The sequence below is a fragment of the Cutibacterium sp. LaCa_89 genome (genome assembly GCF_058177555.1).
In genome coordinates this window covers 2,268,954-2,288,574 of the sequence record NZ_CP190889.1, presented here as the reverse complement: position 1 = coordinate 2,288,574, position 19,621 = coordinate 2,268,954, and the positions used below count along the sequence as shown (strand labels likewise).

Genomic DNA, 19,621 nt, shown 5'->3' with positions numbered 1-19,621 from the left:
TGGCGTGCCGAAGGGCCCAAGGTGCGCGACGATTGATCCTGGCGACGGTATCGACGATGGGACCTGGAGTGGACGAGCTCGACGAAAATGGCGTCCGCCGACTGCTGGCTTACGTTGCCGCAGCCGGTATCGCCGGTGGTCAGCCGGTGCACGAGGTGGAGGCCGACACCCGCAGCGTCGGTCGATACCTGGGATGCCCCGACGTCCAGGTACAGGGTTGGCCCACCGGAGTCGTGGTGAGCCTGGGAGGTGGCACCCCCGCAACCTTCGAATCGGTGGAAGGAACCATCCGTTTGGACCAGAGCGCCACCACAGCTCGTATCCGTCAGCAGCTCCTCGACGGCACCATCGGCCCGGTCGAGGCCCTCGAGCAACTGCGGGACTTGCGTTCCATCCCGCCACGTTACCCGCGCCTGGGTCTGCATGGTGGCATGGTGTGCGTCGCCTCGGGCATCGCCCTGGTACTGCAGCCGTTGTGGCCCAGCGTGCTGTTCTCCGTGCTGGCCGGTCAGGTCACTGCCGGATTCATATGGTTGTCCGGCAAGAGGAAGGCCCTGGCCGTCCTTACCCCGTTCTTGGCCGCGTTTGTCGTCGCTCTGTGTGCCTTCTGGGCCGCGCGACTCGGACTCATCGAGGGGCCGCTGCGAAGCCTGCTGCCGCCGATCGCGGTGCTGCTTCCCGGTGCCCTCATCGTTACCGGGGTGGCTGAACTGGCGGCAGGAGCGATGATGGCGGGCGCGTCGCGTCTGGGGTTCGGGACCGCCCAGTTGGCCATGTTCACAGCGGGTGTTCTCGGTGCGGCGTGGCTGACAAAGGTCCCCGTCGACCGGCTCAACAACCAGATCATTCCCTGGCGAGGGTTGTGGGTGCCATTCCTCGGCGTCCTGCTCCTGACCGCCGGGATGAGTCTCATGGAGTCGATACCCAGATACCTCGTCCCGTGGGTGGCTCTCATGTTGGCCACCACCCTGACCTTCCAGATCATCGGCCAGACGGTTGCCGGGGCCACCTGGGGCGGCGGCCTGCTGGGAGCGACCGTGGCGAGTTTCGGATCATCGGTGATCGAGATGCATCGCCCGCGACTACCGCGTCTGGTGCTCTTCCTGCCGAGCTTCTGGTTGTTGGTGCCGGGATCCCTGGGCTTGGTGTCCCTGACCCAACTGGGCGCGGGCACCCCGGCGGCTGGCGCGACGGCGTTGGAGTCCACGGGAATCATTGGCTCGATCGCGCTGGGTCTGCTCGTCGGCACGACGGCGGCGCGGGCTGTCGGGCTGCTTCGTCGCAGCCGCACACGTCGGCCCGGGGCACATCGTCGGCAAACCTTCTGACGCGTCCCGGACCGAACACAGATCCTGGCCTCAGCCGCGCGGGCGGCGGGTCGGGAACTGCTTGCGGGCGTAACGAGCGACGCTCCAGGTGGTGAACCCGTCGGTGGTGGCTCCGACTCCACCACCTAACACGGGCACGCGCTTGGAGACGAAGACCGGCAGTTTCTTGCCCGCAACTTGGCCCATGAGGACGTTGACGAGGTTACGGGCGACGACCTTCTCCAGATCGGCGTCCCCCACCGGGGCGGTGGCGATGCCCATCGGGGTCGTCGGAAGCTTCTCCTCGTGAATGAGGCTGTCGACCTCACGCTGACCCATGAGGGTGGCGAGGATGGCGGTCCGGACGCGCTGGTCGTCAAGGTCGTAGCCGCGCAGGTGGGCGATGGCAGCCACCATGCGGGCCTGGACGATCGCGACGCCCGAGATGTTGGCGGGGATGGTCACGGCCAAGGTGACGACGCCACCGAGGTTGGAGACGAATCCCTGTGCACCGGCCATGGCGATGTGCTGGTTGACGAGGGAGTTGATGGCCTGTTCGACGTCACCGTCGTGCTTGGTGAGGGTCTTGCCAGCGGCCTGACGCGCTCCCGGCAGCGATGAGGCACCGTCGATGGCGAATCCCAGGATGCTGCGCAGCATCGAGACGGCCGCGCCGGGTGCCATGTCAGGGGCTTGGGACAGCAGTGCTTTGCCGATGTTGCTTCCGATTCCCACGAGGGTCTCCTCTCGATCAACTCACTTCAAGGGTAGCCGTGGGGCCGGACGAATCCTCTGGTGTTCGCGTTGAGGTGGTGCCGGGCAATGCCCGTGGTGATCGCGCCTGCGTGAGGCCGCGATTCCTCCGAACGTGGCATGCCCACCGGTGTCAGCAGTAGGACCACTTGTCTGACCCGTGAGCGTCTCTCCTGGTCAGGGCATGGACGCCCCTATTTGTTAACGAGGATAACTAATGAGTTAGGGTTGCCTTATGAATTGTGACGAGGTGACCGTGGCCCGACAAGGTGACATCCACCCGCTCCCGATGGCCCGCGCCATGGCCGGAAGCGCGCTGACCACCACCCATCGGCCCCGCACTCGGGGGTTCCACGGTGCTGTGGACCCACGCACCCTGTTCCTCTATGTCATCGTCCTCAACGTCCTTCTCATGGGAGCGGGGTCGACGCCTCTGGTGCTGGCCTGCCTCGGTGTCGTCGCGGTGTCACTCGTGCTCACGACCCGCCCCACGACGTGGATCGGGTGGCTGGCCTTTGTTCTGGTGTGGGTCTTCTGCTGTTTCGCGCTTCCAGCCCTATGGCACTCGGCTGTTTCCGCATTTCTGGTCTTCATCGCCTTCTGGATGTTCCGCTTCGCAGGAGTCTTCGGCTCGGCAGTGGCTGCGATCATGGTTCTCGACGTCACCCGGGTTGGTTCAGTCCTCACCCAGATGCGTGCGCCGCAGGTCGTGCAGGTCCCGGTGATGGTCGTGGTGAGGTTCTTCCCGATGGCAGTGCGCGAGCTGCGGGCGATCGTCCAGGCCATGACCCTGCGAGGCCTGAGACCCAGCGCCCGCTCAACCATGCGCCACCCGCTGCGTACGGGGGAATACGTCGTCATCCCCTTCCTGGCCTCGGCTGCCCGGATCGCCGACGAGCTCTCCGCCGCAGCCATCATCAAGGGGCTGGGTGCACAAAAATCCCGGTCCACCCTGGACCCGAGTCGTTTCCGTCTCGGTGACGTCGTCGTGCTGACGGTTTTGGTCGCGTTGATTGCCTGGCGCGTGACCGAGGTGATCGCATGAGCGTCAGCCTGACCGACGTCTCCTACTCCTACCCGGTCCCTGACCTCGACGGGTCCCCGTTCGACGACGGCCCCACGCCCGACCGAGAGGTCGTGGACCAGCTCCGGGACATCACCATGACGATCCGGCCCGGGACCCTGACCCTGCTCATTGGGGGATCAGGATCGGGGAAGTCCACCCTGCTGCGGACGATGAATGGCCTTGTCCCGAAGTTTTTCGAGGGCACCATGCGTGGCAAGGCGGAGGTGGACGGCACTGATCTGGCCGGGGTCGAACTCCACGACGTCGGGCGCACCTCGGCGATGATCTTCCAGAATCCTCGCACCCAGTTCTTCACCTCCAGCGTGCGAACCGAGCTGGCTTTCGGGCTGGAGAATTACGGGGTCGACCCGTCTGAGATCCGCGACGCTATGACTCGGGCAGTCGGCCAGACCGGCATCGCACACCTGCTCGACAGGCGGCTCGACACCCTCTCGGGAGGGGAGTTGCAGCGCGTCGCGTGTGCCTGTGCCCTGGTCACTGACGTCGATCTGCTCCTCTTCGACGAGCCGACCTCGAATCTCTCTGCCGAGGGAATCGACGATTTTCGCCACCTCGTCGCCCAGCTGAAGGCCTCCGGGAAGACGCTGGTCATTGCCGAGCATCGGCTGCATCTCTTCCGTGGGATGGTCGACGTCGTTCATCGCATTTCTGACGGCAGGGTCGCCGAAACCATGACCGGCGATGATCTTTTCAGCCTGACGGACATGGAACGGACCGAACGTGGCCTCCGCGCCGTCGATGTCGTCCCGGTGGACATACCCGAGCCGCCGACCGCCGCAGCCTCCTCCAACACCGATGGCCCAAAACTCCCGACTGGGCTGATGGTCGAGCACCTGTCCTTCTCCTACGGGCATGGCCCGACGATTCTCGACGTCGACTCCCTCTTCCTGCCGGCCGGAGCGGTGACGATCCTCACCGGCCCCAATGGCGCGGGCAAATCGACCTTGGCCCGACTGATCTGCGGGCTCGAAAAGTCCCCGCCCAGCGCCCGTATCGGCATGGGAGAGCCGTGGTGGAGCACCGGCAGGAGGCAGAAATCGTGCGGGATGGTCATGCAGGACGTCCGCCGTCAGCTGTTCAGCGAGTCGGTGGAGCGGGAAGTCACCCTCGGTCTGGACCCGCGCCAACGCGATGCCGCCAACGTCCCGGCGCTCCTGGAACGTCTCGACCTGGTCGGCCAACGTGACCGTCACCCCTTGTCACTGTCCGGTGGGCAGGCCCAGCGCCTCGTTGTGGCGGCCACCATCGCTCAGGACAAGGAGGTCGTCATCTTCGACGAGCCCACATCGGGTGTCGATTTTCGTCACCTCACCTCGATCGCTGACCTCGTCGGTGATCTCGCGACCGCTGGGAAGGTCGTCATCGTCATCACCCACGACCCGGAGCTCATGGCCCGATGTGGGGATTACCTCATCAACATCACCACTCTGAAAGGACAATCATGAAACCCCGTCTGACAACGCGTGACCTGGTGAGTATCGCCATCTTCGCGGTGATCTTCTTCGTCGTCTTCTACGCCTGCGGCATGATCGGTCTCGCCGGTCCGGCCTTCATGTTCGTCGGTTGGATCCTGGGCATCCTGCTGGGCGGCATCGTCCTCATGTTGTCAGTTGCACGGGTGCCGAAAATTGGCACCATGACGATCACTGGTCTGCTCGTCGGGCTCGGTATGAGCCCGGGGCACACCATCTGGATGATCCCGGCTGGAATAGTGCTCGGATTCCTCTCCGACATCATCATCACCAATGCCGGCCGCAGCACCCGTCTCACGACGAGCCGCGCGATGCTCGGGTATGCCGTGTTCGTGCTGTGGATGATCGTGCCGCTCATCCCGATGCTCGTGAATACCGACGAGTACTACGCCATGATCACCGAGCAGATGGGTGCCGACTACTCCAACAAGATGCGGGAACTCTTCACACCTGGCCTGGTGGCGGGATGGGCCGTCATCGTCTTCCTGCTGGGGCTGGCCGGTGGCTGGTTGGGCATCAAGGTGGGTCGCAGGCACTTCCAGCGGGCAGGACTGACGAAGTGACCGAGATCTCCACGTCCTCGCAGGTGTGCCCCGACGCTGTCGCGCCGGGAGGAACTCAGGACTATCAGGCCAAGCACCGTGCCGGCGGCAAGGCCCTGTCGATGATCATGAGGCCCATTCGTGGGTACGTCATCGTTGCGCGGATCCTTGTCGTGGTGTCATGCATCGTCGCACTGGCCCCGTATGTGGCCCTGACGAGACTCGGCGCGATCCTGCTGGGTGATCACGTCGACCGTGAGGCGCTCACCCATACCGCCAATGTGCTGTGGATGGCTTTCTGCATCCAGGCCATGCTCTACGTGGTGGCCCTCCTCATCACTCACATCGCCGACATCAAGGTGCGCAACATCTTGCAGGATCGCATTATCGACCACATCTCGAAGGCGCCGCTGGCCTGGTTCAGCTCGTCGTCAACCGGTCGAGTGCGCAAGGCCATCCAGGACGACACCGTCCAGATCCACATGCTCGTCGCCCATGCGCCGGTCGAGCAGACCGCAGCCGTGGGAGTTCCGCTCGTCCTGCTCGTCTACGCCTTCGTGGTGGACTGGCGGCTGGGGCTCCTCTCCATCGCCACCTTCCCGATCTACGCGCTGTTGCAGTGGGTGACGATGCGGGACATGGCGACCAAGACCGCCGAGATGGACGACAAACTGGCCGACATCTCATCCTCGGCGATCGAGCTGACGGAGGGTATCCATGTCGTCAAGAACTTCGGACAGACCGGTAAGGCCCATCGTCGCTTCACCCGTGCGTGCGAGGAGTTCGCCCAGTTCTACTGGAACTGGTGTGGCCCGCTCATCAAGGCGTCGGCGCTGTCGCTGTCGGTGATCTCGGTGGCCTCCCTCATGGCGATCAACCTGGGATTCGGCCTGCTCATGGCCAAGGCCGGCTGGGTGGGCGTCACCGACGTCCTCACCTGCTCACTCATCGCCCTGGTCCTGCCGCGCACCATCGAGGTGCTGGGCACCATGGCATGGGGTTACCAACAGGCCGGCAATGCGGCTCTGCGACTGCAGGACGTGCTGTCCATCGAGCAGATCAGTCATCCTGACGCGAGCGCGCGGATTCCTGACGACATGACGGTCACCTTTGACGACGTCAGCGCCTCCTACCTCACCCCTGACGGCGTCATCCCGGCGCTCAGCCACGTCAACCTGACGCTGCGTCCGGGGACGGTGACGGCTCTCGTCGGGCCGTCTGGGTCGGGCAAGTCGACCCTGGCGACGATGCTCGCCCGCTTCCGCGACCCTGATTCCGGGGTGGTACGCATTGGTGGGGTCGACCTCAAGGACCTCGCCCAGGACGACCTCTACCGGTTGGTGTCCTTCGTCCTCCAGGATCCGTACATGCAGCGTCGGTCCATCCGTGACGTCATCACCCTGGCCCGTCCCGACGCCACCGACGACCAGGTGTGCGAGGCTGCTCGTGCCGCCCACATTCTTGACGACATCGACGCACTGCCGAAGGGTTTCGACACCGTCCTGGGTGAGGACACCGATTTCTCGGGTGGTCAGAAGCAGCGGCTGTCGATCGCCCGCGCTGTGCTCGCCGACGCCCCGATCCTCGTGCTCGACGAGGCGACGGCCGCCACCGATCCCGACTGCGAGGCGGAGATCCAGCAGGCCCTGGCTGCACTGGCCCGGGGCCGAACTGTGCTCGCCATCGGTCACCACGCCGAGTCGGTGGCCGGAGCTGACGTCATCTGCGTCATGGAGGGCGGTTGCATCGTAGCTTGCGGTTCGTCCGAGGAATTGGCCGACCAGCCCTACTGGGCGCGTCTGTCGGCAGGGCGAGCGATGGAAGGAGTCACTCAATGACCACGACCATGAACTCCCGCCTTTCCTGGGCGGGCGACATCCTGCTCCTGAACACCTTCAGGCCCCTTCTCACCGAGGAAGGGGCTGCCAAGTTCCGTCGCTCCCTGTGGCTGGCAGGTGTCCAGGGAGTCCTCGAGGGAGTTGGCCTGTTCGCCATCATTCCGACGATCACGGCATTCGTCGAGGGTGGACCCTCGATGGGACTGACCTGGCAGGGCTGGGTGTGGGTGCTCGTCGCCGTGGCCGTTGCCGGGGCCGTCGTGACGTACTTCCAGTCGACGATCGGCTATCTCGCCGCGATGGATGTCATGGGAAAACTCAGCGTGCGCATCGGCGACCAGGTGGCGAGCCTGCCACTGGGATGGTTCCGCTCGAGTTTCCCCGGCCGCCTGTCCCGCCTTCTCACTCAGGGACTCATGCACCTGGGCGAGGGGTTGGCACATTTCACCGCCCCACTCGTGCGCGGTGCCGCGACCACCGTCGTCATGATGGTGCTCTCGTGGTTCTGGTCGTGGCAGTTGGGGTTGTCCCTGCTCATCTCGATGCCTGCGATGTGTCTGATCATGATCGCCTCGCGGGCCTTGTGGCTTCGCGGTGAGTCGGTGGTCCAGCCGACCGAGCAGGAACTGGCTGCCCGCATCGTCGAGTTCTGTGAGACCCAACCAGTGCTGAGGGCCGCCGGCCGAGCCGAGGGCTACGAGCCGCTTCGGAATGCACGCCGGGCCAATGAACGCGCCGCTCGTAAGTGTCTGGGGCTGGGCGTGACGGCGAACTTCCTCTCGGGTCTGGGTGCCCAGGCGGTCGCGGTCGTCCTCATCGTGCTGGCCGCGCGCATGGGCAGCAACGGCACCCTCGCCCCGGTCGCGACGGTTGCTTTCGTCGGCGTCTCGCTGCGCTACGCCAAGGTGTTGGAGGACGTCGTCTCGGCTGCTCTGTCCGTCGAGACCGCGCGCAAGCCGGTCAGTGAGGTCGACGAGATCCTCTCGGCTGAGGTGCTTCCCGAGCCCGAGGCCCCGGGCGACATGACAGCTCCCGGTGAGGTGTCCTTCGAAGATGTCTCCTTCGGTTATGACAAGGAGCACCCGGTCGTCCATGACGTCACGTTCACTGCTCCAGCGGGGGGTTTGACGGCCATTGTCGGCCCCTCGGGGGCTGGCAAGACGACTCTGTTCCGGCTCATGGCGAGGTTCTGGGACGTCGACTCCGGGACGGTGCGTGTCGGCGGACTGGACGTGCGCGACCAAACCACCGAGCAGCTCATGAGTCAGCTCGCCATGGTTTTCCAGGACGTTTATCTCTACGACTCCACTTTGGCGGAGAACATCCGCATCGGTGACCCGGATGCCACTGACGAGCAGGTCCGGAAGGCGGGGTCTCTGGCCGGGGTCGATGAGATCGCAGCTCGTCTGCCCGGTGGATGGGACGCCGGCGTTGGTGAAGGTGGCCGTCGTCTCTCGGGTGGTGAACGGCAACGGGTGTCGGTGGCACGAGCCTTGCTGAAACGCGCCCCGATCCTGCTCTTCGACGAGGCCACCTCTGCTCTCGACCCGGAGAACGAGGCCCACATCGAGGCCGCCCTGGCCCAGCTGCGTGAGTTCTCGACGATCCTCGTCATCGCTCACAAGCTCGACACCATCCGTTCGGCGGATCGTATCGTCGTCGTCGACCACACCGGTAGAGTCTGCCAAGTGGGAACCCATGACGACCTTATTGCCAGCGGCGGTGCTTACGCCGATCTGTGGCATGCCCGGGAGCGGGCCGAGGGGTGGTCGCTCGTGGGCCGTGAATGATCAGCAAACGGCCAGGGCGCAAGCCTGCGTTCACGCGACGTCAGGCGATTGATGCAGTCCTGGCCGAGGGCATTGAGACCTTCACCCTGAGGGCGGTCGCTGATCGTCTCGGGGTGAAGGCCACCGCCTTGTACCGGGAGTTCAGTTCTCGTCAGGAACTGCAAGTGGCTGCAATCGCGGAGATCATGGTGGACATTGAACCCGATCCCAACGTCGCGAGTTGGCAGGACGCCCTTCGTCAGATTGTCGACCGTCAGTGGGCGTTGTGTGAGCGATATCCAGAGGCCCCGCTGGTGCTCATGACTCAGCCAGAGGCTTTTGGGGCAGTCATGCCTCGCTGCGCGGCGATTGCGCAGGGATTGGCAGAACTTGGTATTCCCGGAGGAGTCGAGGGGGCCGCTTTCGCCTTCGATTTCGTCGGGGACACCACCTTCGAGACCTTCATCTCGATGCAGCCCTATCTGGTGGCTGACGAGGACGGACGCACCGGCGTCGAGAGAATCGGGGTCATGACCGAGGGCCTTCCCGACATCTTCGGGATGCAGGATCTGGGGGAGCGCGGCAATCTTGATCTCAAGGTTGAATTCATCATCGCCGGCATGGAGCACGGGCTGTTCCCTGGCGCGGTCACGCGGAAATGATCGCATTCCCAGACGGGGAATCCTCCTGCTGTTCCCCCATCCCGCGTTGTGACTCATCACCGTCCATCGGGGTGCATGTCAAACAGTGGGGTCTCCAGCTCACTGATGGCCCTGGCCAGGAGGCGACATCTTCAAGCAACTCCACACTTTGCTGCTGGCGGGGGTACAGCGCGTCGCATCGGCCAGACCCTTGCCGAGCGTGCATGGTGCCATGCTTCTGGTGCAGTTGGCCACCCCTGGTTCTCGGGTGCGCGGTGCTGGCCCCCGGTATCTGCGTCAAGATGGCCCCGAACGTCCTGCCCGTCCTTGGCGAGGGCGGTTCTGGTGCTCTCCTCGTCCTCCTGGGAAAGCTCGTCGGAGTGGGAGCTGAGCAGGTTTGTTCGGAGTTCTCACCTGACTGAGGGCTGAGCCTGGGCCGCGCGATCTGACTGGTCTGCCTCGGCAGGCTTGGCCAGCCACGCTGCCTTTTCGCTGTGCCCGGAGCGGATGAGATAGCTCAGTGCGATGACGGCGAGCACGGCAACCAGACCCCAGGACAGAACGTAAGGCCAGGTCGGCGGGGTGATCGTCGTCGAGGTGCCATGTTGCGGGAATGCCACGGCGACAAGTGAGCTGAGCAGTGGGATGAACATGGCGCTGGCAAGATTCTCGACGATGACGGATGATCCCGCGATGGTCTCGATGGGGATGCCGTCGGGGACGATGGGGTCCTCGAAGAGGGTGCTGAGGACGTCGAGGTAGACGATTCCCATGCCGATACCGGCGCTGATCCACAGCACGACCATCGTCGGGTGGGGTGGGAGGCCGGCCATCCGGGTGGCCAGGGCGACGGTGATGAGGGTCGAGGCGGTGATGATGAGTCCGACGCCTGTCCCGATTCGGATGAGGTAATGACGTGGATTCTTGGCAGGTTTGAGGCCGGCAAGGACTCCGGTGACGGACCATCCGAGTCCACCTCCGAGAATGATGTAGCCGAGGTCTTTGGCGCTGCCGCTGAAGAGGTCGTGGTAGCTCAGCGTGACTAACTCATTGGCCGAGTAGTAGGCGCCGGTGAGGAAGAACAGGCCGGCCAGGGCGTGCAGACGGATGCCACCCGTGGTGAAGGTATGCGGCGGCATGGAGATGATGGCCACCCAGCCCAGGATGAGAAATCCGGAGACCATGAGGACGTATTTCCACGGTGAGGGCACCGGGACGATCATGAGGATGATGCCGATGGCGATGAGCCCGGTGGCCTTGAGGGGCATAGGGGAGTCGTCGGGGTGCTGGTTGGAGTCGAGGTTCTCGGCGATGATGATCCGCGCGGCGAGCAGGAAGGGCAGGTAGCACAGCATCGCCCAGCGCCAGGAGAGCAGATTGGTGACCCATGCGGCATAGCTCGGGCCGACGATGGACGCGACGACCCAGCTCGCGGAGTTGAAGGCCAGGGTGAGCTGGCGGGCTCGTCCGGTCAGTCCGACGGCAACAGCGCCGATCGACGCCATGGCCAGGCAGGCTCCGGCGAGCCCGCTGATCGCGCGGCCAATGAGGAAGATCCAGATGTTGACGGCGGTGGCGCTGATGATGGCGCCGATGATGAGGACAAAGGTGGCCGTCAGGAGAAGGCGGGGAAGTCGACAGCGCTGGAGAAGGGCGGCACCGATGGGCAAGCCGACCATGGTTGAGATGGATCCGACCCCAGTGATGACGCCGTACATGTCTTGGGCGTCAAGGTCGGCTGCCATGATCGGCAGGATGAGCTGGGTGAGGTAGGTCTGCATCCCGCCGATGAGTTCCAAGACGATGATGCAGATCGCCAGGACGAGGGAGTTCTTCTTCATCGTCATGGGCGAGTCTGGGGTGTCATCGGGGGGCTCCTGGTCTGGGTCGACGCTGGGTTACTCAAGTATGCAGATCGTTTGCTCTCTTGGCAGGCTGGACGCTCCATTGCGGCGGGACGTCGACCCCGGACTTCTCGTCCTTGGCAGCAGTCTCGATGGCTGGATCGGCCTCGGTGAGGCTGTCGTTGCCCCACGATCTCGACCAATTCATTCTATGTGGTGGGTAAAATACGAAAAGGCGAACACGGGAACCGTGGCGATGAACCGTTGTGGTAGAGACGAACAACGCACCAGGAAATGACGCCCTTGTGCCGTGAAAAATAATCTGAAAGGGGCCTAGCCTGTTCACATATCAGGCGGTGTGGGTGGGAAGTCCAACATCCTTTGTCCCTGGAGATGCTTCCCGGGGAACATGTACGCAGGCTAGCCATGCGCAGCTTCCTGATTGACTCGCATGACGAGATCGGGTGCTCCTCAGATGTGTCGAGTTAGGATTGCCGACATGACTGCTCTTGCTGTGGGTCCGGTCGCTTTGCGTCCTCTCAAACTGACCGACGCGCCTAAGCTGCGCGCCATCGTCGACGAGGAGAGTTGGCAGGGCAATTCCACCCCGTTTCCAACGTCTGACGATCAGATGCGCGACCATCTCCGGTCACTGATCGAGGCGGACAATTTCGAGATGTATGCCGTCGAACTTGACGGACGGTTCGTTGGCCGGACCGGTCTGTATGACATTGTTCCGGGGATTCGTTGCCAGATCGGGTACACCATTTATGGTCGTAACGTGTGGGGCACGGTGGTGAACCCGTCTGCGAAGCTGATGTTGTTCCGGCGTGCCTTTGAGGACTTTGGTATGCACCGGGTCGCCTTGCGCTGTGATCATCGCAATACCCGCTCTCGTTCGGCGATTGCCCGGCTTGGGGCACAGCTTGAAGGCACGCTGCGATCTTTCCGTCCGGCGGCTGACGGAACCATCGCCGATATTGATTACTTCTCGGTAATCCGCGCTGAGTGGCCCGGTGTTGAAGCCGGGTTGGAGGAGAGGATCGCCCGGTATCAGGGCTAAGGCTGGGATCGATTTGCGGTGCCTCACTGTCACGTCCCCGCGAAATGGGGGCCCTCGCCTCATGTAGTTTTCCTGTGAAATCTGGGGTTAACTGGCGCGGCGGATGCCGGTGACGTTCACCGTCTGACAGAACTCGCCTTTCACCGTGAACCCGCAGTGAGTAACCATGTCGACCTCGAAGAACCCGGGTTCGGATTCGACCTGGGCACCGGCTGTGCCGATGGTGATCGCGTTGGGCAGCCTTCGGCCTCCATCGCGTCGAGCAAGTCGTTCATCGATACCGCCAAGTACTTGCCGCACAACCCGCCACTGGTCGCCCACACGGTGGGCAGGATTGTGTGGGCGTCGGAGGAGTACTTGCAGCCCTTGGTACGGCGTGTGTCCATGACCCTGACGGTGGCGCTCGCGCGGCTCTTGGGCTGGCCCATCCTGGCTCACAGTTGCTGGCGGGTGTGGTCGCGGTTCCAGCCGGTCACCTCGACCACCTGATCCACGATGCCCTTTGTCCTTTGTCGACGTCGACGCATAGGCGGCCGCGTAATTCTTGGTCACCTCATAGCAAGCCTGCATTGACACCCCCTCACCATCCATACCCTTGGTCGTCGCTGTTGCCTGACGCTTTCACGCGGAAAAGTGTGTGAGGCACGGGCCCTGTTTATGCGGGGACCATGCGTGAGTCTCGTCGTGGCGTTGACGAGACGGCTACGTTGACGTACTATGAGATGTGATAGATCCCCGGTCAGGCCTCTAGTCCCGCGAGGGACAATGCACAAATGACCGGGGCCTTTCAGTGTTTAGAAAGCTCATGGTTAAGCGCTGGCTCAGTTACGACGAACAAGTTGAACTGCTTCAAGAACGCGGTTTGACCGTAACTGATACCGCAACAGCAGCTGATTTCCTATCTCGCGTGAACTACTACCGGCTCTCGGGATATTTCCGGTACTGGCAAGTGGACCCTACGGCGGGCGACGATCGTTTCCTCGATGGTTCATCCTTCGAAGTAATTCAGCGTCTCTACGAAGCGGAGCAAGACCTAGTTGCGGTTTGCGACGAAGTCCTCCACCCGATCGAGGTTCTCCTGAGAACCCGGTTCGCCTACTACTACGCACAGAAAGTCGGGTCGATTGGAGCATTCGCTCGGGGTGAGGGATTCACGCAATCGCCTGGTCGTGATGGCGAACGTGTAGAAGAACATGCGTTGTCGAATCTGGACCGGAGCAAGGAGACCTTTGTGTCTCACTACCGTGACGAGATCAAGACGGGTAATGCTTACAGCACGGAAGCGTACGCACGCATGCCCATCTGGGTAGCTGTGGAGGCCTTCTCGTTTGGAAGTCTGTCCAGGCTCATCGAGGCTTCAAGCAAGTCCGGAGTGCTGCAAGACGTGGCGACTTCGATGAACGTCTCTCCAAAGACGCTGCCAAGTCAAGTCCGATCATTTGTCTACCTGCGCAACCGCAACGCTCACTGCGCGAAGCTGTGGAACCACTCTGTTCTCGACCGCCCAGGGATCCTTTCTAACATTGGCCGGCGAGCCAAGCGAGACCATCGCCAGTTCAGCGATCACTCGATCTACAAGATCTTCGTAGCGCTTGACCAAGTCGCTACCAAGACTGGCCTTCAACAGGACTGGCTTGCCAACCGCGTCGAGCCAATCCTTGCCAGGAACGCGCTTCTCGCAGCAGGTATCGCAACCCCAGCCCGCTACGGAGAAATGCCGCAGCAGCTACTCGTCCCCGGCCACTAGTTCTTCACGGCCCTCAGGTCTTTCAGTAGTAGTCGTCAGCGGACAGGCCCGCCGTCTACACAGTCGGGTGGGCAGGCGGTGATCGCCGCCTGCCCTGGACGGATGGTGTTTCTCAGGCGTGCAGATCGTCGGCGGTCTTGTCGGGTTGGACGCTCCACTCTGGTGGGACGTCGGCTCCGGACTTTTCGTCCTCCTCGGCCTTGGCAGCGGTCTCCTGGACGATGCCCGGGGTGTGGTGGACCGGGGCGTAGATGGCGTAGACCTGCATCGGCTCGTCACCGGTGTTGATGACGTCGTGCCAGGTGCCGGCCGGGACCTGGATGGACCAGCCGTCGCTGACGTCCTGCTGGAAGTCGAGCTGATCCTCAGCCGGTCCCATGACGCAGCGACCCTTGCCGGAATCCAGACGCAGGAACTGGTCGGTGTCGGGGTGAGCCTCCAGACCGATGGACTCTCCCACCGGGATGGACATGAGCGTCACCTGCAGGTATTTGCCGGTCCAGGCGGTGGTGCGGTAGTTCGTGTTCTCCTTCGTTGCGGTCTCGATGTCGAAGGCGTTCGGTTTGGGTCCGTTGTCGTTGATCTTCATGGTCAACGCTTCCTTTCCTGGTGAGATTCGTGCCGCGGGTGTGGGCCAGTGACCGGTCGCGCCGATCGGATTGGTATCTGCAAGGCAGCCATTGCCCCACAATCTCGATGGATCCAGCCTATGTGGCCAGTGTGGCCAGACTATCCTGCCCACCCACCTTGACGACATGTTCGACAATTCCAAGGGGTCTAGGCCTCTCTAGAGGAGAGTACGTGCTGTGTCGGCCCACTTCGACATGGAGATCCACGACGACGAGTTCCAGTCCGGCGTTCCCGCGGACAAGCAGCCGACGGTCTCCGACGTCCTGAGCACCTGGCGTGAGAGGTACAAAAGGCCGCCAGGGAGGAGTCTCGGCGCTGTGATCATGGCGAGGGGCTAGGACTTCTTCTTCCGGGTGTCCCGGATCCCCTGGATGAGGATCGCGAGGATCCCGATCACCATGACCCACGCCATTTCCCCGACGGCGCCGTACCACGGTTGGATGAGGGCGGTGAGGGCGAGGACGATGAGAGCCCACGCGGCGAGGATGAGCGTCAGGATGAGCAAACGTGCAGCTCGTGTCTGGCCCGGTTTGCCTCCGCCGCGGGGGAACATTCGGTTCTCGCCAACCAGTTCCAGCAGGATCTCGCCGGGGATTCCGATGAGCAGGACTCCGACGAACATCCTCAGCGACCAGTACCAACCGATGAAGATCGCCACGATCGCGAACACCACGGCCATGCAGATCGTAAACGCGACGGTGCCCGCAAGGATCCTCTCAGCGCGGGACGGTTCCTTCTCCTCGATGGTCATGACTTCCTCACACTCGCTCGCCAGCGTCGTCACGCACGTGGCTGACGACCTGCTCTGACAAGGCCAAGTGTCCTCCAGGAAGGCTCACGACCAAACCGAGGGGCTCCAGGCCGGACTGGGGATGCTACGAGACGTGTCCGTATGGAGGGTATGGGGATCAGTTGCACCGAATCCGTCGGCTCCTATCTCGATGAGGGTTCCGGGGCCGACGCCGACTCCGATACGAATGATGAGGTCCACCCAGTCGAGCATGATTCCTTCCAAGATTCGGGCAGGGCGGCACCAGGGGACAGTGAAATGTGTGGCACATACCCGTTGGACAATGAGGGGGGCAGGACACGCGGATGTGCGAGTCCTGGAGCAAAGGCGCTCTGACCAGCCCGAACAGCCTCAGCAGAAGGTGAGGTGGGACGACTCAACGATCAGTGGTGCGGTGGAGGGCCTCTATTCTGACGCCATGCCCACACGTTTCTTGCCGGTTCTGCTCGATTGCGACCCTGGGATTGACGACGCGTTCGCGCTGGCCTACCTGGCGTGCCGCGACGATGTCGAGACCGTCGGGGTGGTGACGACAGCTGGCAATGTCGGTCAGGACGACGTGCTGCGCAATGCCCTGGGGCTGACCGAGCTGCTCGGGATGGATGCCCCGGTGGCGCGTGGGGCGGACGCGCCCCTCCTCGAGCCGGTGATGACCGCCGAGGAGACCCATGGACCCCACGGTTTGGGGCATGCCCAGCTGGGGGACTGCGGACGTCACCCCGATGGGCGCAGCGGTGCGCAACTGTGGGTGGATCTTGCCCGGAAATACCCCGGCGAGCTGGTCGGCATCGTCACCGGGCCGCTGACGAACCTCGCGCTGGCGCTGCGGGAAGAACCGGACTTGCCGCAGTTGTTGCGGGGGCTGCACGTCATGGGTGGAGCGATCAACCACCGTGGCAACACCGGCCCGACGAGCGAGTGGAACATCGCGGTGGACCCGGAGGCCGGCCATGAGGTGTTCGAGGCATGGGGGAAGGCGTCCAAACGGGTCGTGCTTGGGGCGTTGCAGGCCACTGAGGTCATCAGGCTGGACGAGAGGGATCGTCGGGCTGTGAAGGAGCTAGGGGAACATCCGGTTGTGAAAGTCTTGGCCGACGCGCTGAGGTTCTACTTCGAGTTCCACGAGGCTGACGGGTTGGGATGGTGTGCGTACTTGCACGACCCGCTCGTCGTCGCCAACGCGGTGACCGGGAGATTTGCGACGACGCGGCCACTGGCCGTCGACGTCGAGCTGACCGGGACGCTCACCCGTGGCCAGACCGTCGGTGACGAGATGGGGCGGTGGGGCAAGGAGCCCAACGTCGACCTGCTGTGTGACGTCGACGCCGAACGGTTTATTGAGCACCTCATCTCGACGTTGCGGGAGGGGCTAGGCGCCGGGCGCTGAGATCAGGCGGCGTTTGGAACGAGCGGTCGACGAGCCTCTGGTAAGAGCAGGGGATGCCTCATTGAACTACTATGCAATGCAAGGTACATTGTTAGTCAAGCTACTTGGTTGAGGAGGAAAACCGTGGCGGAACGACAACTGCGCAAGGGTGCGCTCGAACTCGTCGTCCTCGGGTTGCTGGCGAGCAAACCGTCCTACGGAGGGGAACTCGTGGACAGGCTCGAGAAGGAGACGGATCTGGGCGTGTCTCAGGGGACGCTGTACCCGTTGCTCAACCGACTGCGTCGCGGTGATCTGGTTTCGACCGAGTGGCAGGAGTCGCCGTCAGGGCCTCCGCGCAAGATCTATCGCCTGACTGCCACCGGTCGAGCCTACCTGACAGAGCTCATCGATGAGTGGTCGCGCATCGCAGCCGCCGTCGACCGTGCCACCAACGATAACCACAACACTTCTGGCAAGGAGAGATCATGAACCTCTGGACTCGAGACGATGATGGCGTGCGTCGCCTGTTCGGCATCCCCGTCGGTGCGCCGTGGGGGAGCGGCTCCCGCATTGCGCTGCGCGGTTTCGAACCTGAGAACCCGCACCTGCTAGTGCCTCGCGCTGTGGGCATCGGATGGGATCTCAATCTGGGCGCCGTCGCCGTGCGCCTGGGGCTCATCCGCCCCGACGACTCCCTGCCCGACCTCAACGAATACGTTCCCGAGACGCTGCGTCGCGGCCTGGTTGCAGCGCCGTGGATCGGGGCCGGCGTCGCCAGCGGCATGGCACTCGGTTTCGTCAAGGCTGACCGGGTGGCGACGTCGTGGTCGCTCGGCGGCAAACCCAACCACTACATGAGCGGTGTGGCAGCAGCCCTGACGACTACCGGAATTACCACGGCGGCAGCCCTCTACCCGCGCTGGGTCGGGAAGGAGGATGGAGCTGACATCGCCGCGACGGCCCAGGCCCTGGGCATCCTGACCGTCATCGGTATGGCAAATCGTGCTGCCCGCAAGGAAATTCGTCGTCCCGGGAGTCGTCAGCCCCTCGCAGTGACCGGAGCGGTACTCGCGCCGGTCGTCATAGGTGGAGTGCTGATCGGAACCGTCAAGGTCGCGCTGGACGGGGTTGCACAGTCACTCGCGCATGGCGGCAAGGCGGGTCAGTCCGGGGAGCGAGGCCGCAACATAGGATTCCACTCATGAAGTACCTCCGATCCGTGGCCGTGATCTCAGCGGTCCTGCTCATCGCCGTCGCGGTCGCGAGGTCCTTCAACCGGTTCATCCCGGCTGTCAACAACACCACGATCGCCATCGTCGATCTGTGTCTGGTCGCTCTGGCCGTCGAGGTCATCGCCGAGTGTGCACGCATGCCCGGACGCACGAAGGGGTGGCGCATCGGGCGGGCCATCGCGATCATCGCGGCGGTGGTGGTGAGCGGGGTCATAGGGTTCCTGGCCCTGCTGTGGAGCGCCTTCGAAGGTGACGGAGGCGGGTCGTTTACCAAGGACGGCGAGACCTACTACGTCATGAGGACGTTCCCCGACAACGTCGTCATGTACCGAAAGACGTCGCCGGTGACCATGGCGGAGTCTGCGTTCGCCGACGACTCCGGCCACGCCCTCGGATTCGTGCCGATGCCGGTCGCCCTGTCAATCAGTCTGGATGAGTACGGCGGGGAGTACTCACAGATCCTGGCTGATGTACGTCGTGATCATCCCGATTGGCTCACCGACCGGTAGCTCATGGTCCGGCGAACGGTTCATCTCGCATCCATCAGACCGCCCGTCGGTGGCCGTGTGGGCCGGATTCGTGGCCGGAATTCTCTTCCTCCTGGCGGCCGTCGCAACGTTGAGGAAACCCTCGACCGACGAGTAGCGATCATAGAGGACCCGGAAAAGGGCATGAAGAGAGCGGGCGACGGGAATCGAACCCGCGTGTCCAGCTTGGGAAGCTGGCGCTCTACCATTGAGCTACGCCCGCATGTCTCCCGGGGAGACTCGTCACAGCTTAGCGCACCTCGTCAGATCAGTGCGACTCACCCCGCCGGGCCAGTCAGTAATGCTGCGGAACGCGGCCGTAGATGACTGGGGCATCGAGGCGGCGAGTCTCGGGCGGCTTCGGACGCTGCGAATCCATCCACCGGCGCACCGACGGCAACCAGACGATGACCCCGGCGGCGACGAGGAACGGCATTCCGATCCACGCCACCCAGTTCAGGGTCACGGCGGCACATCCGACCACGACGCCACCGATGGCGCCCCAGCGCACCCAGGGACGTCCCAGCCAGGTGTTGACCGCGAGGATTCCCGGCATGGCCACCATGGCACCGGCGATGCACATCATCGCGGTCGCCAGCAGTACTGACGCCAACGATCCCGGTCTCGGATGGGTCCACGTCATGAGGTGGGTCGCCTGGATGAAGGTGCGCATGTGGATCGACTGCCACCACGCCACCAGGAGGGCAACCGCAGCAGCCACGGCTGCGACGTAGTACAGACCAGCTGCGATGTGCCCCAACGTGGCCGAGGCTTTCGCCTGGGTCTCCAGGTCTTCCGGGGGAGGAAGGGTGCCGATCGTCTCGGCACTGGTACGCACCGGCTGAGCTTCCTCTGTGCGCGCCGACGCGTCTCCCGGCTCTGCATGGCGGGGCTGCGGGGCTGCGGGCTGTTCGATCACGATCCTCCTGACGACGTGTTGTTCCAGCCTAGACGTAACTGCTGACCAGGGGCCCTAGGTGGGCAGGTTGTTGTGCCACCGCCGGGACATG

The 19,621-nt window shown here is 63.5% G+C and carries 22 protein-coding genes, 1 tRNA gene and 1 pseudogene; 16 read left to right on the top strand and 8 right to left on the bottom strand.

Features of this window, described 5'->3' with window-relative positions; genetic code table 11:
* The first annotated feature begins 56 nt into the window (after nt 1-56).
* Nucleotides 57-1,328 carry a threonine/serine exporter family protein gene (locus ACP8LP_RS10540; protein WP_063279826.1) on the top strand — a complete coding sequence of 424 codons (1,272 nt, stop codon included), beginning with the start codon at nt 57-59 and terminating at the stop codon, nt 1,326-1,328.
* A 30-nt stretch (nt 1,329-1,358) separates the two neighbouring features.
* Here the strand turns inward: ACP8LP_RS10540 and ACP8LP_RS10535 are convergent, their stop codons facing one another.
* Nucleotides 1,359-2,042 (bottom strand): EcsC family protein, encoded by a 684-nt coding sequence (locus ACP8LP_RS10535; protein WP_252908538.1) that lies wholly within the window; start codon nt 2,040-2,042, stop codon nt 1,359-1,361.
* A 307-nt stretch (nt 2,043-2,349) separates the two neighbouring features.
* Between ACP8LP_RS10535 and ACP8LP_RS10530 the strand changes: the two genes are divergently transcribed.
* From ACP8LP_RS10530 to ACP8LP_RS10500, 7 genes are all read left to right on the top strand, one after another.
* The gene (locus ACP8LP_RS10530) at nt 2,350-3,105 is read left to right on the top strand and encodes an energy-coupling factor transporter transmembrane component T (protein ID WP_261795794.1); all 756 of its coding nucleotides are present in this window, start codon (nt 2,350-2,352) and stop codon (nt 3,103-3,105) included.
* Nucleotides 3,102-4,592: an ABC transporter ATP-binding protein gene (locus tag ACP8LP_RS10525; protein ID WP_016666259.1), complete on the top strand. Its 1,491-nt coding sequence runs from the start codon at nt 3,102-3,104 to the stop codon at nt 4,590-4,592. The genes ACP8LP_RS10530 and ACP8LP_RS10525 overlap by 4 nt, the downstream gene beginning before the upstream one ends.
* Complete coding sequence (locus tag ACP8LP_RS10520) at nt 4,544-5,182, top strand: MptD family putative ECF transporter S component (RefSeq protein WP_435375448.1); 639 nt, start codon at nt 4,544-4,546, stop codon at nt 5,180-5,182. The genes ACP8LP_RS10525 and ACP8LP_RS10520 overlap by 49 nt, the downstream gene beginning before the upstream one ends.
* Entirely contained in the window at nt 5,179-6,999 is a 1,821-nt protein-coding gene (locus ACP8LP_RS10515) for an ABC transporter ATP-binding protein (RefSeq protein WP_279186958.1), read from the top strand. Before ACP8LP_RS10520 ends, ACP8LP_RS10515 begins: the two co-directional genes overlap by 4 nt.
* Nucleotides 6,996-8,789 (top strand): ABC transporter ATP-binding protein, encoded by a 1,794-nt coding sequence (locus ACP8LP_RS10510; RefSeq protein WP_334353464.1) that lies wholly within the window; start codon nt 6,996-6,998, stop codon nt 8,787-8,789. Before ACP8LP_RS10515 ends, ACP8LP_RS10510 begins: the two co-directional genes overlap by 4 nt.
* The gene (locus tag ACP8LP_RS10505; protein WP_016666255.1) at nt 8,786-9,430 is read left to right on the top strand and encodes a TetR/AcrR family transcriptional regulator; all 645 of its coding nucleotides are present in this window, start codon (nt 8,786-8,788) and stop codon (nt 9,428-9,430) included. Before ACP8LP_RS10510 ends, ACP8LP_RS10505 begins: the two co-directional genes overlap by 4 nt.
* 203 nt (nt 9,431-9,633) lie before the next feature.
* Complete coding sequence (locus tag ACP8LP_RS10500) at nt 9,634-9,831, top strand: hypothetical protein (protein WP_016666254.1); 198 nt, start codon at nt 9,634-9,636, stop codon at nt 9,829-9,831.
* Here the strand turns inward: ACP8LP_RS10500 and ACP8LP_RS10495 are convergent.
* Both ACP8LP_RS10495 and ACP8LP_RS10490 read right to left on the bottom strand, forming a co-directional pair.
* Entirely contained in the window at nt 9,820-11,256 is a 1,437-nt protein-coding gene (locus tag ACP8LP_RS10495) for an MFS transporter (protein ID WP_016666253.1), read from the bottom strand. The genes ACP8LP_RS10500 and ACP8LP_RS10495 overlap by 12 nt on opposite strands.
* 55 nt (nt 11,257-11,311) lie before the next feature.
* Nucleotides 11,312-11,404, bottom strand: a pseudogene (locus ACP8LP_RS10490) (cupin domain-containing protein); the annotation flags it as partial.
* A 348-nt stretch (nt 11,405-11,752) separates the two neighbouring features.
* Here ACP8LP_RS10490 and ACP8LP_RS10485 point away from each other — a divergent pair.
* The 3 genes from ACP8LP_RS10485 to ACP8LP_RS10475 all read left to right on the top strand — a co-directional run bounded on the left by ACP8LP_RS10485 (nt 11,753) and on the right by ACP8LP_RS10475 (nt 14,063).
* Nucleotides 11,753-12,316, top strand: coding sequence for a GNAT family N-acetyltransferase (locus ACP8LP_RS10485; protein ID WP_016666252.1), 564 nt, complete (start codon nt 11,753-11,755; stop codon nt 12,314-12,316).
* Between the two features lie 156 nt (nt 12,317-12,472).
* The gene (locus ACP8LP_RS10480) at nt 12,473-12,805 is read left to right on the top strand and encodes a hypothetical protein (protein WP_016666251.1); all 333 of its coding nucleotides are present in this window, start codon (nt 12,473-12,475) and stop codon (nt 12,803-12,805) included.
* Between the two features lie 316 nt (nt 12,806-13,121).
* Nucleotides 13,122-14,063 (top strand): Abi family protein, encoded by a 942-nt coding sequence (locus ACP8LP_RS10475; protein WP_484483150.1) that lies wholly within the window; start codon nt 13,122-13,124, stop codon nt 14,061-14,063.
* A gap of 112 nt (nt 14,064-14,175) precedes the next feature.
* Here the strand turns inward: ACP8LP_RS10475 and ACP8LP_RS10470 are convergent, their stop codons facing one another.
* Nucleotides 14,176-14,652, bottom strand: a complete 477-nt coding sequence (locus tag ACP8LP_RS10470; protein ID WP_202711837.1) for a cupin domain-containing protein — start codon at nt 14,650-14,652, stop codon at nt 14,176-14,178.
* Nucleotides 14,653-14,887: 235 nt separating this feature from the next.
* Here ACP8LP_RS10470 and ACP8LP_RS10465 point away from each other — a divergent pair, with 235 nt between their 5' ends.
* Nucleotides 14,888-15,031 (top strand): hypothetical protein, encoded by a 144-nt coding sequence (locus tag ACP8LP_RS10465; RefSeq protein WP_002519491.1) that lies wholly within the window; start codon nt 14,888-14,890, stop codon nt 15,029-15,031.
* On the opposite strand, the gene ACP8LP_RS10460 is transcribed toward ACP8LP_RS10465, so the two are convergent.
* The gene (locus tag ACP8LP_RS10460) at nt 15,028-15,477 is read right to left on the bottom strand and encodes a hypothetical protein (RefSeq protein WP_484483149.1); all 450 of its coding nucleotides are present in this window, start codon (nt 15,475-15,477) and stop codon (nt 15,028-15,030) included. The genes ACP8LP_RS10465 and ACP8LP_RS10460 overlap by 4 nt on opposite strands.
* Before the next feature lie 51 nt (nt 15,478-15,528).
* Nucleotides 15,529-15,696, bottom strand: a complete 168-nt coding sequence (locus ACP8LP_RS10455) for a hypothetical protein (protein WP_002550443.1) — start codon at nt 15,694-15,696, stop codon at nt 15,529-15,531.
* A 94-nt stretch (nt 15,697-15,790) separates the two neighbouring features.
* On the opposite strand from ACP8LP_RS10455, the gene ACP8LP_RS10450 reads away from it, so the two are divergent.
* The 4 genes from ACP8LP_RS10450 to ACP8LP_RS10435 all read left to right on the top strand — a co-directional run bounded on the left by ACP8LP_RS10450 (nt 15,791) and on the right by ACP8LP_RS10435 (nt 18,593).
* Nucleotides 15,791-16,870 carry a nucleoside hydrolase gene (locus ACP8LP_RS10450; protein ID WP_462575034.1) on the top strand — a complete coding sequence of 360 codons (1,080 nt, stop codon included), beginning with the start codon at nt 15,791-15,793 and terminating at the stop codon, nt 16,868-16,870.
* A 123-nt stretch (nt 16,871-16,993) separates the two neighbouring features.
* On the top strand, nt 16,994-17,341 hold the full coding sequence (locus tag ACP8LP_RS10445) for a PadR family transcriptional regulator (protein WP_484483148.1): 348 nt from the start codon (nt 16,994-16,996) through the stop codon (nt 17,339-17,341).
* Nucleotides 17,338-18,057: a DUF5808 domain-containing protein gene (locus ACP8LP_RS10440; RefSeq protein ID WP_484483147.1), complete on the top strand. Its 720-nt coding sequence runs from the start codon at nt 17,338-17,340 to the stop codon at nt 18,055-18,057. Before ACP8LP_RS10445 ends, ACP8LP_RS10440 begins: the two co-directional genes overlap by 4 nt.
* The gene (locus tag ACP8LP_RS10435) at nt 18,054-18,593 is read left to right on the top strand and encodes a hypothetical protein (RefSeq protein ID WP_016666245.1); all 540 of its coding nucleotides are present in this window, start codon (nt 18,054-18,056) and stop codon (nt 18,591-18,593) included. Before ACP8LP_RS10440 ends, ACP8LP_RS10435 begins: the two co-directional genes overlap by 4 nt.
* A gap of 170 nt (nt 18,594-18,763) precedes the next feature.
* Here the strand turns inward: ACP8LP_RS10435 and ACP8LP_RS10430 are convergent.
* Both ACP8LP_RS10430 and ACP8LP_RS10425 read right to left on the bottom strand, forming a co-directional pair.
* Nucleotides 18,764-18,834 (bottom strand) — tRNA-Gly (locus ACP8LP_RS10430).
* A 72-nt stretch (nt 18,835-18,906) separates the two neighbouring features.
* The gene (locus ACP8LP_RS10425) at nt 18,907-19,530 is read right to left on the bottom strand and encodes a hypothetical protein (protein ID WP_016666244.1); all 624 of its coding nucleotides are present in this window, start codon (nt 19,528-19,530) and stop codon (nt 18,907-18,909) included.
* Nucleotides 19,531-19,621: the final 91 nt, after the last annotated feature.

What these genes read in the sequence shown, in the direction of transcription:
- ACP8LP_RS10540 (WP_063279826.1), top strand. Translation starts at nt 57, where the DNA reads ATGGGACCTGGAGTGGACGAGCTCGACGAAAATGGCGTCCGCCGACTG.
- ACP8LP_RS10530 (WP_261795794.1), top strand. Translation starts at nt 2,350, where the DNA reads ATGGCCCGCGCCATGGCCGGAAGCGCGCTGACCACCACCCATCGGCCC.
- ACP8LP_RS10525 (WP_016666259.1), top strand. Translation starts at nt 3,102, where the DNA reads ATGAGCGTCAGCCTGACCGACGTCTCCTACTCCTACCCGGTCCCTGAC.
- ACP8LP_RS10520 (WP_435375448.1), top strand. Translation starts at nt 4,544, where the DNA reads ATGTGGGGATTACCTCATCAACATCACCACTCTGAAAGGACAATCATG.
- ACP8LP_RS10510 (WP_334353464.1), top strand. Translation starts at nt 6,996, where the DNA reads ATGACCACGACCATGAACTCCCGCCTTTCCTGGGCGGGCGACATCCTG.
- ACP8LP_RS10505 (WP_016666255.1), top strand. Translation starts at nt 8,786, where the DNA reads ATGATCAGCAAACGGCCAGGGCGCAAGCCTGCGTTCACGCGACGTCAG.
- ACP8LP_RS10500 (WP_016666254.1), top strand. Translation starts at nt 9,634, where the DNA reads ATGGTGCCATGCTTCTGGTGCAGTTGGCCACCCCTGGTTCTCGGGTGC.
- ACP8LP_RS10495 (WP_016666253.1), bottom strand. Translation starts at nt 11,256, where the DNA reads ATGACGATGAAGAAGAACTCCCTCGTCCTGGCGATCTGCATCATCGTC.
- ACP8LP_RS10485 (WP_016666252.1), top strand. Translation starts at nt 11,753, where the DNA reads ATGACTGCTCTTGCTGTGGGTCCGGTCGCTTTGCGTCCTCTCAAACTG.
- ACP8LP_RS10475 (WP_484483150.1), top strand. Translation starts at nt 13,122, where the DNA reads ATGGTTAAGCGCTGGCTCAGTTACGACGAACAAGTTGAACTGCTTCAA.
- ACP8LP_RS10470 (WP_202711837.1), bottom strand. Translation starts at nt 14,652, where the DNA reads ATGAAGATCAACGACAACGGACCCAAACCGAACGCCTTCGACATCGAG.
- ACP8LP_RS10465 (WP_002519491.1), top strand. Translation starts at nt 14,888, where the DNA reads ATGGAGATCCACGACGACGAGTTCCAGTCCGGCGTTCCCGCGGACAAG.
- ACP8LP_RS10455 (WP_002550443.1), bottom strand. Translation starts at nt 15,696, where the DNA reads ATGCTCGACTGGGTGGACCTCATCATTCGTATCGGAGTCGGCGTCGGC.
- ACP8LP_RS10440 (WP_484483147.1), top strand. Translation starts at nt 17,338, where the DNA reads ATGAACCTCTGGACTCGAGACGATGATGGCGTGCGTCGCCTGTTCGGC.
- ACP8LP_RS10435 (WP_016666245.1), top strand. Translation starts at nt 18,054, where the DNA reads ATGAAGTACCTCCGATCCGTGGCCGTGATCTCAGCGGTCCTGCTCATC.